The organism is Algibacter lectus (assembly GCF_004368925.1).
Taxonomy (GTDB): Bacteria; Bacteroidota; Bacteroidia; order Flavobacteriales; family Flavobacteriaceae; genus Algibacter; species Algibacter lectus.
In genome coordinates, this window is the sequence record NZ_SORL01000007.1 from 1,443,448 (window position 1) to 1,456,080 (window position 12,633).

Here is a 12,633-nt window from a genome sequence, read left to right on the forward strand (position 1 = left end):
ATAACTTCGTAAACCGAATTCAACCCATAAAAAAATTATTCTTAGAAATGAATTTTACTAAACAACTGTTCTTCATAGCTTGCGCGTTTTTATTGACGCTTTCGTCTTTTTCTCAAACCAATGCAACACAAGAAGAAGATAAATTATCTTTAAATAGTGGTTCAATAGATAACCAGTTTGAATTTGTTATTCGTCGTTCTAACAGCTGGCAAGATTATAAAACCGTAAAGAAAACATGGCTTTACACGCTTAAAGCACATACTTTAGATTCTCTAAAAGCAGTGCATAAAGATTTAGTAGACACCCAATTGGTAGTTAAAAATCAAGCAAAAGAAATTGCTGATTTAAAACTAAACCTTTCTAATACACAAACAGACTTAGAAAAAACAAATACCGAAAAAAACAACATGGCTTTATTTGGTTTACAAATGAGTAAATCGAGTTACAACGTGCTTATGTGGTCTATTATTGGTGGGTTATTAGTATTTCTACTTTTCTTTATCTACAAGTTTAATAACAGTAATGCGATTACTCGTGCTGCAAAGAAAAACTTAGAAGAAACAGAAGAAGAGTTTGAAGAGCACAGAAAAACAGCTCTAGAACGTGAGCAAAAAGTACGTCGCCAATTGCAAGACGAAATAAATAAGCAGAAAAAAGCTTAAACGCTTCAGTATACAATATTTAAAATCCGTAATCTTTATTACGGATTTTTTTTGTACTGAACTTTAATTATGATGCTCTAAAACTTAATTAAAAATACCAAACAATTCATTTATCTTTGTGGCAGATAAAAACAAGCCATGCGTATAGATATTATTACCGTTTTACCAGAATTATTAAAAAGTCCGTTTGAAGCTTCTATTCTAAAACGTGCCATTGAAGCCGATTTAGTAGAAGTGCATTTTCATAATTTACGCGATTATACTACCGATAACTATAAATCTATTGATGATACTCAGTTTGGTGGTGGCGCAGGTATGGTAATGATGGTAGAACCTATTGATAAGTGTATTTCGGCATTAAAAGAGCAACGTGAATACGACGAGGTGATTTACATGACACCCGATGGTGAAACCTTAAAGCAAGGTATTGCTAACCAATTATCGATGCATGAAAATATTATTATTTTATGCGGACATTATAAAGGTGTAGACCAACGTGTGCGTGATCAATTTATTACGCGCGAAATTTCTATTGGAGATTATGTGCTTTCTGGTGGAGAACTAGGAGCAGCTGTGCTTTGTGATGCAATAATTAGATTAATACCTGGGGTTTTGGGTAATGAAACTTCTGCCCTAACCGATTCTTTTCAAGATAATTTATTAGCGCCTCCTATTTATACAAAACCTAGAGAATATAAAGGGTGGAAAGTTCCTGAATTACTATTTAGTGGCAATTTCCCTAAAATTGAAAAATGGAGAGAAGAGCAAGCTTACGAGCGTACTAAAAAATTGAGACCCGATTTATTGGATGAATAAAAAGGTGGTGGTCATAATTAGTTTAGTTAGAGAATAATTCAAAAAAATCAAACCGATAAAAATTGAGAGAAGAAATTTTAACAGATAGTATTGAGAAAGAAATTTTCAATACTACATCGGAATTAACTCAAGATTACGCTGAAATAGCATTAGACACATTAACGAATGAAAGTCTTTTAAGCGAAATTCCTGTTGTCAAATCTTTGGTTTCCTTTTATAAAATTACATCTTCAATTGTTGACAGACATAATGTAAAAAAAATACTGACTTTTTTAGAAGAATTTCACTCAAAAAAAATCGATGAAAACAAACTAAAAATATTTAAAGAGAACTTTAAAAAAGACACAAATCATCGAAATCACGTTTTAGAAACAATCTTATTGTTAAACGAAAAATTTTTAGACACAAAAAAATCAAAAATATTAGCTAATTTATTTTCAGCACATATTGAAGATAATTTAACTTGGAAAGAGTTTTTTAAATTGTCATTTATTTTGAGCAATCTTAATCCTGCTGGATATAAATTTCTGGAAAGGTCCGTAGAAAAAAATATCAAAATGGAAATATTTGAGGTGATTGAAGGAGAAGCTTTACTGATGGCTTGTGGAATTGGAACTAAATTTGAAGAACGGTTTAAACCTACAAAAACAGGAATTAACCTTTATGAATTTGGAATTAAACCTCTGAAAAAATAAATAATCTGCCCAACACCTTATAAAAATAATTACTATTTTAGGTTTAATGAAAGGCCGTTGTATTTTTGATACATCTGATTTTCATTAAGCCTTATAGCCAATTAAAAAGCTCACCTTGCAATCAGAAATAACAAACCCAAGAATAACATGTTACAAGTGCATGAGACCTTCAAGTACATGTATTTGTGAGCACATTAGTCCTTTAAAGACTAAAACTCGTTTTATTATTCTTATGCATCCTAAGGAATATAAAAAGGAAAAAAGCGGAACAGGACATATAACAAATCTTCAACTTGAAAATTCAGAAATTATAGTTGGTGTTGATTTCACCAATAATAAGCGTGTAAACGACATACTGGCTAAAGAAAACAGTTCTTCTTTTTTACTTTACCCTGGGAAAGATAATTTCAACTTATCAATAAGAGAAAGTTTAGAAATAAATTCTTTTATGGGCAATAATGCAAACCTATTTCTTATTGATGGCACCTGGCCTTGCGCTCGTAAAATGCTTAAACTAAGCAGAAACTTGCAGAAATTAAAAAGAGTGAGTTTTGATAATACAATAAAATCAAAATTTATTATCAAGCAGCAACCAGAATCTCTTTGCCTTAGTACTATTGAGTCGGTTTACACGGTATTAAATTTACTTAAGGATAGTGATTTAGAAGAATGTGACACAAAAGACTTTCTTATTCCTTTTGAAAAAATGATTGAGCATCAACTAGAGTATATGCTAAACCCAAATAATAAAAACTATTGCACTACTGCGAATAAAGCGATTACTCCTAAAACCATGTATAAGAAGAATACGGAAAGGAATATTATTTTTGAACAAAAATAGATACAATATCTCTATTGATAGTTTTAGACCTTTCGGGTAGCCAAATGTTTGTAGGTAGTTGTGTTAAGGATAGCAGCGGCATCCTTTTTGAGAAACTTAAAATAGACTGAATTTATTATTGATAACTATACTTTTAAAAAGAAGAAAACCATAGCACCATAGCTAAAACCTTCTCAAAAAGATATAGCGGATAGCCTGACCTGCAAGGGAACACCCTAATTGGTGTTTTAAATTTAATATTTTAATTGTGGGTTTTAAAATATTAAGTATCTTTGCAGCCAATTTCGGGTTAACCTCTGGCGAGAATCGTGAATGTTGTTCTGAATTAATAATTAAATAAATATAAAGATATGGAATCTTTAGTAAAATTTGTTCAAGACGAGTTTGTAACAAAAAAAGATTTTCCAGAGTTTGGAGCTGGAGACACAATTACTGTATACTACGAAATTAAAGAGGGTACTAAAACACGTACACAGTTCTTTAGAGGTGTAGTTATTCAAAGAAGAGGATCAGGTTCTTCTGAAACTTTTACAATTAGAAAAATGTCTGGTACTATTGGGGTAGAACGTATTTTCCCTGTTAATTTACCTGCATTACAAAAGATAGAAGTTAACAAACGTGGTAAAGTACGTAGAGCTAGAATCTACTACTTCAGAGGTTTAACTGGTAAGAAAGCTAGAATTACTGAGCGTAGACGTTAATTACAAAACACTGTTTTACAGTAAGTTAAAAGCCTTAAGATTTATCTTAAGGCTTTTTTTATTAACAAATGTTAATAACCTAAGCTCATAAATTGTTGATAACTAGAGTCTTAAAAATTTTTAAATTTAGTATTGTGGTTGTATCTTAGCTGTAAGGATAATGACAATGAAAGTTGGTTTCACTTCAACACTGAATTTACATTTAATTCTAAATAAGATAACGTTCTTACAAATTATTGTTTTTTAAGATTTTGTTACTTCAGGTGTATGCGTGAGTAGCAAAAAAAAAGGACATTGTAAAACACCAAATGCCACATGGCAAGCGGTTTTAATAATGGACTACTTATAATAAGGCATGGAAACGAAGGTTTAAATGAATTTTATAAGTTGTGTTAATTGTGAAATACCAGCGAAAGCAAACCATCACCTTTTAACATCGAGAAAAACAATTACCACGATATATTAGTGTAATAGGTCAATACATTTTGAAATTACAGTAGTATATCAATTGAAATAGCAAACTTGAATTGAATAGGTTTTGATGAAAATTCGAATCGACTTAGTGAAATATTACTAAATTCAAGAAAACAAGAAAACTATTTCAAAAAAGCCATATCAAAGGAGATTAAGTTCTGCAGTGATATGGCTTTTGTTTTTTATAGCTTTTGGGGCTTATACCTCTACTCTAGTTTATGCAACCCGATCTAAGTGTTCTTAATACTATATAAAAAGAAAAAGCGCTCATTTAAAAATGAACGCTTTTTAATAATCTTATATGTTTCTCTATGAGAAATACACGTAAATACCAATTACTATAACGCAGATAGCAATACCAACGGTTTTTAAATGTTTCCATGGTGTAATATCTACTTGTTTTGTAAACTCTAATACAAAAGCTTCTTTACGCGGATATAGTTTACCAATGATTAACATGATAATTACATTAAGAACAAACAAAATTGCCATTACATGTAAAAAATGCGGATAGTTATCGGCACCTACTACAAATGGTTTTACTACAAACTGACTTAAACTATATAGCACAACACCTGAAATAATAGCCACTTTTGCAGCAATTGCTGGCACATACTTTGTTAAATACCCAACCACAATAATAGTTAAGATAGGGATACTGTAACAACCGTTTACTTCTTGCAAGTATCCAAATAATCCGTCGGGAGCATTTGCAATTAAAGGCGCAATACACATGGATAGAATAGCTAAAACCATCCCAAAAGATTTTCCTGCAAATACGGTTTGCTTTTCGGTTGCTTCTTTATTAATGTGAGATTTGTAAATATCGATTCCGAATAATGTTACTGAACTATTTAATGCCGAATTGAACGAACTTAAAATAGCCCCAAACAAAACAGCCGCAAAGAAACCTACTGAGCCCGCTGGCAATACCTCGGTTACTAATCTTGGATAAGCTTCATCTGGATTCTCTAAAGTATCACCAAACATATGGAAAGCAATAATACCTGGTAAAACAACAATTAATGGCCCGAGTATTTTTATTCCCGATGCTAATAACAATCCTTTCTGGCCTTCTTTTAAGTTTTTAGCTCCTAAAGCACGCTGGATAATAGCTTGATTGGTTCCCCAATAGAACAACTGCACCAACATCATCCCTGTAAAAATTGTTCCAAAAGGAATAGCCGACTCCGGACCTCCTAAAGCTTTAAATTTATCAGGATTAATTTCCATTAAAGTTGATACACCATCACCTATACTTCCTTCTCCAATAGCTAACAATCCAAAAAATGGAATTAATAGCCCACCAATTAACAAACCGACAGCATTTATAGTATCAGACACGGCAACTGCTTTTAAACCACCAAATATGGCATAAACAGAACCTATAATACCAATACCCCAAACGGTAATCCAAAGTGCCGCAGTTTTAGAAACTCCCAACATATCTGGCACATTAAACATCGAATTGATGGCCAAAGCTCCAGAATAAAGTACAATAGGTAATAATACAACTACGTAACCACTTAAAAATAAACCAGATGTTATGGTTTTGGTCATTTTATCGTAACGTTTTTCTAAAAACTGAGGCACAGTTGTTATACCGCCTTTTAAATATCTTGGCAATAAAAATACAGCTGTTACCACCATAGCAATCGCTGCTAACGTTTCCCAAGCCATAACTAAAATTCCTTCTTTAAAAGCCGATCCGTTTAAACCAACTATTTGCTCTGTAGATAAATTGGTTAGTAATAAAGATCCAGCAATTACAACGCCTGTTAAACTTCTTCCTCCTAAAAAATATCCATCCGAGGAATCTTCGTTAGATTTTCGTGTTGCTAAATAAGATATAATAGCAACCAAGGCAGTAAAGCCTAAAAATGATATAATTTGCATCATATGTTTGTGTGGTTTAGTTTAATTTAAAATTCAAATATATCTAAAAATAAGAACATAAATCATTATTAATTGTAAAAAATACATTTATTTTTAATAAATCACTTGTATTTGTGAGTCTAGTTCCTATATTTGTAAAACCAATTACCTTAAACAAAACATTTTGTACAGTATAAAACACAGTCATTCAGCACTTGAAATAGAAAATTCAAGCAAAACCATTTTCGCCAAAATTTGCTTAAACGATGGTGCGAGCCTTCAAGAATTAAAACTTTTTGGACAAACTTTAATAAAAAACCTGGGTCCTTTAGAGTATAAAAACACCTATGCATCGTCCATTCTTTTTCCTTTTGCAAATAGAATAAAAGACGGCACTTACACATACAACAATGAAACGTATAAGTTTCCTGTTAATGAAGTACCAAATAATAATGCCTTGCACGGCTTAGTTTTTGATAAGACGTTTGATGTTATAGATGAAACAACTACAGAGAATAGCGCTTCTGTAAAACTACTATATAAGGAAGATAAAAAATCTGAAGGTTTTCCTTTTACCTACTCTATTCAGTTAGAATATAGAATTACCGAAACCACACTAGACTTAAACGTAGAGGTAAAAAATACAGATAGTGAAACCTTTCCGTTTACCTTAGGCTGGCATCCTTATTTTTTAAGTAGTAATTTATCTGAAAGCTTACTATCTTTTGAAAGTACTAAAAAAATGGTTTTTAGCGAACGTATGATTACGACAGAAACCACTAACAATCCAGATCCGTCTGAAATGTTATTAAAAGACAAACAACTAGATGATTGTTGGGAGCTAGATAAAACCGAAGTTGAATTTGCAACGCCTAATTATAATTTAAGCATAAACTCTTCCGAAGAAAATTGCTTTTTACAAGCTTATACTCCACCCCTAGTTAATGTAATTGCAATAGAACCAACAACAGGAGTTTCCGATAGTTTTAACAATAAAATTGGCCTAAAAACCTTAGCGCCAAATGCCACATACCAATTAGATTGGAGCCTAAAACTAAACTAACATAATACTAAGAAATTATGAACACAACTTTAGTAAACCAAATTAAACAGGAGTTTCTAGATAAATTTAACGAAGAGCCTTTAATGGTTTTCTCGCCTGGAAGAATAAATATAATTGGTGAACATACTGATTATAACGATGGTTTTGTATTTCCAGCAGCTGTAAATAAAGGTATTATTGCTGCTATTAATAAAACGCAGAATAGCACATCGTCTGTTTCTGCATCCGATTTTAAGGACACCATTTCTTTTTCAATAGATTCTATTGCTCCTATGGTAAAAGAAAGTTGGGGAAATTATGTTTTAGGTGTTATTGCAGAAATACAGAAATTAGGTAAAACCATCGAAAATTTTAATATGGTTTTTGGAGGCGATATTCCGTCGGGTTCAGGCATGTCATCATCTGCTGCTTTAGAAAATAGTGTTGTTTTTGGTTTAAATGAATTGTTTAATCTTGGTTTAAGTAAAACCGAAATGATTTTTATTTCGCAAAAAGCAGAACACAATTACGTGGGTGTTAATTGCGGTATTATGGATCAATACGCGAGTATGTTTGGTATCAAAAACCATGCATTACTTTTGGATTGCCGTTCGATTGAAGCTAAACCTTTTGAAATTAATTTTGAAAATTATGAGCTCATGCTTATCAACACTAACGTGAAGCATAGCTTATCTGATAGTGCTTACAATGATCGCCGATCTGTTTGCGAGAGTATTTCTAAAATGCTTAACATAAAAGCCTTAAGAGATGCTAATGAAGCTGATCTCGAAAAAGTAAAAAATAAAGTTACAGACGAAGATTACCAAAAAGCCTTATTTGTAATACAAGAAAATGAGCGTGCAGAACAAGCCTCTGCAGCCATGCAAAATGGTGATTTAGAAATGCTGGGGAAATTAATTTACGGATCGCACCACGGTTTACAATACCAATATAAAGTGAGTTGTGACGAATTGGATTTTCTAGTTGAAAGCGCAAAAAAGAATAACAATATTTTAGGCGCACGTATGATGGGTGGTGGCTTCGGTGGTTGCACGATAAATTTAATAGCTAAAAATGCCGTAGAAGATTTTAAAACTTCGGTAGCACCAGCCTATAAAAAAGCGTTCGATAAAGATTGTTCTATTTACACCGTAGAACTTTCAGACGGGACATACCTTATAAAATAATTCAAAATTAAAAAGACATTATAATGACTACCGATTTACAAGATTTTTCGCATAAACGCTATAATATATTAACCGGTGAATGGGTTTTAGTTTCTCCACACCGTGCAAAACGCCCTTGGCAAGGACAAAACGAAGCTGTAAACAATGAAGTACGCCCATCTTATGATGAAAGCTGTTATTTATGTGCTGGAAATGCTAGAATAAGCGGAGAGAAAAACCCTAATTATGAGGATGTTTTTATTTTTACTAACGATTTTGGAGCCTTACAAACCGACTCTAAAGTTTTTAAAGTTGAGGATGGTTTATTAAAAGCGCAAAGCGAACAAGGTATATGTAAAGTGATTTGTTTTAGTCCAGACCACTCCAAAAGTTTAGCAGACATGACACCTAGCGAAATTGAAAAGGTAGTTTTTGCTTGGCAACATGAATACAATGAACTTGCTGAAAACGATTTAATAAATTACGTTCAAATTTTTGAAAACAAAGGAGCGGTAATGGGCTGTAGTAACCCACATCCGCATGGCCAAATATGGAGTCAGACTACGTTACCAAACGAAGTTGACAAAAAAAACACACAACAATTAAACTACTTTAACAAAAATAAAAGTAGTCTTTTAGGCGATTATTTAGCTCAGGAACTAGAAAAGCAAGAGCGTATTATTTTTGAAAACGATGCTTTTGTTGTGCTTATTCCGTTTTGGGCTGTTTGGCCGTTTGAAGCTATGATTGCTCCTAAAAAGCAGCAAAGAAACATATCTGAATTATCAGGAAATGAAACTTTACTATATGCTGAAGCTATTTCGGTAATAACTAAAGCTTACGATAAGCTGTTTAATACATCATTTCCATACTCTAGTGGTATCCATCAATCTCCTACAGACGGAGAAGCTAACGATCATTGGCATTGGCATATGAGTTTCTATCCACCATTATTACGTAGTGCAACGGTTAAGAAATTTATGGTTGGTTACGAAATGTTTGGCTCACCTCAACGCGATATTACCGCAGAGAGTGCCGTTAAAATGCTTCGCGATTTGCTTTAAATCATTAAAATATTTTCAAAAAAAAAGCCTTTACAATCAAAATTGTAAAGGCTTTTTTATGCCTTAAAGTTAAAATCTATTAACAGTTTTCTTCAAATTTAATCTACTTTATTCTACTCTTCATTTAAACAGTTATTCAATATATCGAATTGATATTTTACAAAAAACAGCAATTATATGTAAAAAATTCATTGTTTATATTTTTGTTTTCTACATGAAATCTAGCTCAAAAAGACTCATAAACGAGTATTTTTCCTTACAAAAATGTATTTCAACGATTAATTAATGTATTTCAACGTTTTAATTAGAATGTTTTATATGTTTGCAGTAAGAAATAAAATACGAACTAAAAACCGATATAAAAATGATCTAAAAAGAATCATTGGGTAACATAGCAAAAACTATTTTTTTACAATTCCCAAATTTCAATTAACCCAAAAGATATTTCATCAAAAATAACAGAAGAAGCAAAATAGAAATAACCTATAAGAAGTTCCCCCTAACTTCTTTCAAAATTCTCCCTAAGGATTTATAGCGTTAACTAAAACCTCACCTACTTATGAGCACTACATACAAATATAGCTGGCTTAAAAAATTCACATTAACCCTAATCGTAATTTATAGTTTTACGATACCTTTAAATTTAAGTGCATATAACTTAATTGCAAAAGTTTCGGAGACTAGTAAAATAGCTTTATTAGAAACAAGCCTTACTGTTGGAGATTCTTCTATAAACGTAAACGGAAAGTATGAACTTTATTTTGATGGTTTGGATGATTATGCTGAAGAGCCTTATGTAATAGATTCTTGGGAAGAAGTATCAATTATGGCATGGATTAAACTTGATAGTTTATCTGAAGATGTTCAAATTATTGCTGGTCAGCGAGCTTTTTACCTTCAACTTAATGCTAATAAAAGTATTAGTGCTTTTGCAAATTCAAAAACATTAACAAGTAAAACATTATTAAACACAAATCAATGGTATCAAATTACAGTAACGCACAAGCCAAACGATTTTAAGTTATACATTAATGGTGAAGCAGAAGCTACAAGATCAACTGCTTCTAGAAACATACAACACGATACATCAAACTTTACAATTGGTAAATACCCAAGTAATAGCAGTAACTACTTTAATGGCTCTATAGATGAATTTCGTTTATTTAATAAAGCCCTTTCTAGTAATGAACTTCGTAAAATAATCTATCAAGAAATTGAAGATAATAATGGTATAGTAAAAGGGAGTGTTTTACCTAAAAACATCACTGATTTTAATGAAGAAACCAACACATCAACTGTTTTACCTTGGGAAAACTTAAAAAGGTATTACCGTATGGACGTTATTGAAGATAATGTGCTATATGATTCTGCTAACGTAATAAGTGATAATACCATACATGCAAAAATTCATAATATTGAAACCGTTAAAGAGCAATCTGCACCAATGCCATTTGTTACTACAAAATCGGGATCTTTAGAAAATGCTTTAAATAATATTGAAAAAGGTATAGATGGATCGGATGCTGTAAAATACAATTGGTCTATAGTAAACATTAAACACAACGATGTATATTATTCTAATACTCAAAAACACTTGGGATTAATTGTAGACAATACTGATGCAGATTTAACCCCAATTACCTACGTGGTTAGAAACGATTCTGAATTAAACGTGAGCTGGTATTTAAACCTAAATGGCATTATTGATTTAAAAGGAAAGTCTCAATTAATACAAGGTTTAGAAAGTACTCTTGCTAATACTAGCCAAGGTAAAATAATACAAAACAGAAATCTTGAAGGAGACATATATACATACAATTACTGGTCTTCTCCTGTAGGACAAACTAATAATGTAACAAACAATAATAATTATAAGTTAACCGATGTTATTAAAAACATAAGCTTTTTGAGATCGGGTTACAATGGAACACAAACTGCAGTTGCGGATTATTGGATTTGGAAATATTGTAACTTAATGAACAACAACATCCCAATTTGGCAACACGTTAGAAGTACTGGTACTTTAAAGCCAGGTGAAGGTTTTACGATGAAAGGTACTGGAACTGGTAGTGAAAAAGTTGTACAAGACTATCTAATTGAAGGGAAACCAAATAATGGAGATATAAACATACCAGTTTATGCCGGAAACGAATATTTAGTGGGCAACCCATATCCATCTCCTATTGATGCTCAACAATTTATTTTGGACAACAGCGAAGAGCATTCTGGGGTTACAACAGGTATTATTTATTACAAAGAACATTATAGTGGCGGTACGCATAGCCTTGGTGATTTTCAAGGTGGTTATGCAACATACTCACTTGCTGGTAGTGTTCCTGCTGTTTGGCTAGGTGAAACTGCTCCCGTAACAACAGAAAACGGTTTAAGTTTAGAAGCCTCAAGACAGTATATTCCCGTTGGTCAGGCATTTTTTATGATGGCAAAAACTTCTGGTGATATTAAATTTAATAACGGACAACGCGCTTTTCATACCCATAACAAGGTCGCTGCCAAATCATCTCATACTAAAATAGCTGCGGAAGATGATAACAGACCAAAGCTTAGATTAGGTTTTAACTCTGTAAACCAAATACATAGACAACTTCTAGTAACTGCAGATGAGCATGCTACTTCAGGTTACGATTCAGGGTTTGATGCTCAAGATATTGATCAATTATCCGATGATATGTATTGGCTCATTAATAATGAAAAATTCAGCATTCAAGGTATTGATATTATAGATAAAACTACAAAAATCCCTTTAGGTATTCACACAAAAACCAATGGAGCGAATACTATTAGTCTTGATGAGATAGAGCATTTTCCAGAAGATTTAAATATCTACCTATATGATAAAGAATTAAATATTAGTCATAATTTAAAAGAAAGCGATTATACTATTTATTTAGCGGCAGGTTCTTATTTAAATAGATTCGAAATTACGTTCATCGAGCAAGCAACTTTAGCTAATACAGAATTTGAAAATAATAAAATCGATATGTACTTTTCAAATTCAGAAAACAGCATCGCAATTAACAACCCATCTTCGATTTATATCGAATCAATTCAAATGTATAATTTGGTTGGCCAATCGGTTTTCAATCTTGAAACTAAAACAAAAAAAAGTAATTTCTCACATAGGGCAGAGAAAACACATCCAGGCGTATATATTTTGAAAATAAAAACAAGTCATGGTGTCTTAAGTAAAGAAGTATTGAAAAAATAAATAACTCCCTCATTTAAAAACTATTACACTTAAAATAGTTTTCTATAAAACTAAAAAAACCAAAATAAACC

The 12,633-nt window shown here is 31.9% G+C and carries 10 protein-coding genes; 9 read left to right on the forward strand and 1 reads right to left on the reverse strand.

Going from position 1 to position 12,633, the window contains the following annotated elements; all coding sequences use genetic code 11:
- The first annotated feature begins 47 nt into the window (after positions 1-47).
- From DFQ06_RS06675 to rplS, 5 genes are all read left to right on the forward strand, one after another.
- Positions 48-662, forward strand: a complete 615-nt coding sequence (locus tag DFQ06_RS06675) for a tRNA (guanine-N1)-methyltransferase (protein WP_133966771.1) — start codon at positions 48-50, stop codon at positions 660-662.
- Positions 663-800: 138 nt separating this feature from the next.
- Positions 801-1,478 (forward strand): tRNA (guanosine(37)-N1)-methyltransferase TrmD, encoded by a 678-nt coding sequence (gene trmD / locus DFQ06_RS06680; protein WP_042498253.1) that lies wholly within the window; start codon positions 801-803, stop codon positions 1,476-1,478.
- Between the two features lie 62 nt (positions 1,479-1,540).
- A complete protein-coding gene (locus DFQ06_RS06685; RefSeq protein ID WP_133966773.1) occupies positions 1,541-2,173 on the forward strand; it encodes a hypothetical protein in 633 nt (210 codons plus the stop codon).
- Positions 2,174-2,288: 115 nt separating this feature from the next.
- A complete protein-coding gene (locus DFQ06_RS06690) occupies positions 2,289-3,014 on the forward strand; it encodes a tRNA-uridine aminocarboxypropyltransferase (protein WP_231961871.1) in 726 nt (241 codons plus the stop codon).
- A 350-nt stretch (positions 3,015-3,364) separates the two neighbouring features.
- A complete protein-coding gene (gene rplS / locus DFQ06_RS06695) occupies positions 3,365-3,715 on the forward strand; it encodes a 50S ribosomal protein L19 (protein ID WP_042502860.1) in 351 nt (116 codons plus the stop codon).
- 783 nt (positions 3,716-4,498) lie between these two features.
- On the opposite strand, the gene DFQ06_RS06700 is transcribed toward rplS, so the two are convergent.
- Positions 4,499-6,085 (reverse strand): solute:sodium symporter family transporter, encoded by a 1,587-nt coding sequence (locus DFQ06_RS06700; RefSeq protein ID WP_133967206.1) that lies wholly within the window; start codon positions 6,083-6,085, stop codon positions 4,499-4,501.
- 163 nt (positions 6,086-6,248) lie between these two features.
- Between DFQ06_RS06700 and DFQ06_RS06705 the strand changes: the two genes are divergently transcribed.
- The 4 genes from DFQ06_RS06705 (at position 6,249) to DFQ06_RS06720 (ending at position 12,562) form a co-directional block, all read left to right on the forward strand.
- Positions 6,249-7,127 (forward strand): aldose 1-epimerase, encoded by an 879-nt coding sequence (locus tag DFQ06_RS06705; RefSeq protein ID WP_052415208.1) that lies wholly within the window; start codon positions 6,249-6,251, stop codon positions 7,125-7,127.
- 17 nt (positions 7,128-7,144) lie between these two features.
- The gene (gene galK / locus DFQ06_RS06710; RefSeq protein WP_133966775.1) at positions 7,145-8,293 is read left to right on the forward strand and encodes a galactokinase; all 1,149 of its coding nucleotides are present in this window, start codon (positions 7,145-7,147) and stop codon (positions 8,291-8,293) included.
- 23 nt (positions 8,294-8,316) lie between these two features.
- On the forward strand, positions 8,317-9,336 hold the full coding sequence (locus DFQ06_RS06715; RefSeq protein WP_042498245.1) for a UDP-glucose--hexose-1-phosphate uridylyltransferase: 1,020 nt from the start codon (positions 8,317-8,319) through the stop codon (positions 9,334-9,336).
- Between the two features lie 559 nt (positions 9,337-9,895).
- A complete protein-coding gene (locus DFQ06_RS06720) occupies positions 9,896-12,562 on the forward strand; it encodes a LamG-like jellyroll fold domain-containing protein (RefSeq protein WP_133966777.1) in 2,667 nt (888 codons plus the stop codon).
- Positions 12,563-12,633: the final 71 nt, after the last annotated feature.

What these genes read in the sequence shown, in the direction of transcription:
- DFQ06_RS06675 (WP_133966771.1), top strand. Translation starts at nt 48, where the DNA reads ATGAATTTTACTAAACAACTGTTCTTCATAGCTTGCGCGTTTTTATTG.
- trmD (WP_042498253.1), top strand. Translation starts at nt 801, where the DNA reads ATGCGTATAGATATTATTACCGTTTTACCAGAATTATTAAAAAGTCCG.
- rplS (WP_042502860.1), top strand. Translation starts at nt 3,365, where the DNA reads ATGGAATCTTTAGTAAAATTTGTTCAAGACGAGTTTGTAACAAAAAAA.
- DFQ06_RS06700 (WP_133967206.1), bottom strand. Translation starts at nt 6,085, where the DNA reads ATGCAAATTATATCATTTTTAGGCTTTACTGCCTTGGTTGCTATTATA.
- galK (WP_133966775.1), top strand. Translation starts at nt 7,145, where the DNA reads ATGAACACAACTTTAGTAAACCAAATTAAACAGGAGTTTCTAGATAAA.
- DFQ06_RS06715 (WP_042498245.1), top strand. Translation starts at nt 8,317, where the DNA reads ATGACTACCGATTTACAAGATTTTTCGCATAAACGCTATAATATATTA.
- DFQ06_RS06720 (WP_133966777.1), top strand. Translation starts at nt 9,896, where the DNA reads ATGAGCACTACATACAAATATAGCTGGCTTAAAAAATTCACATTAACC.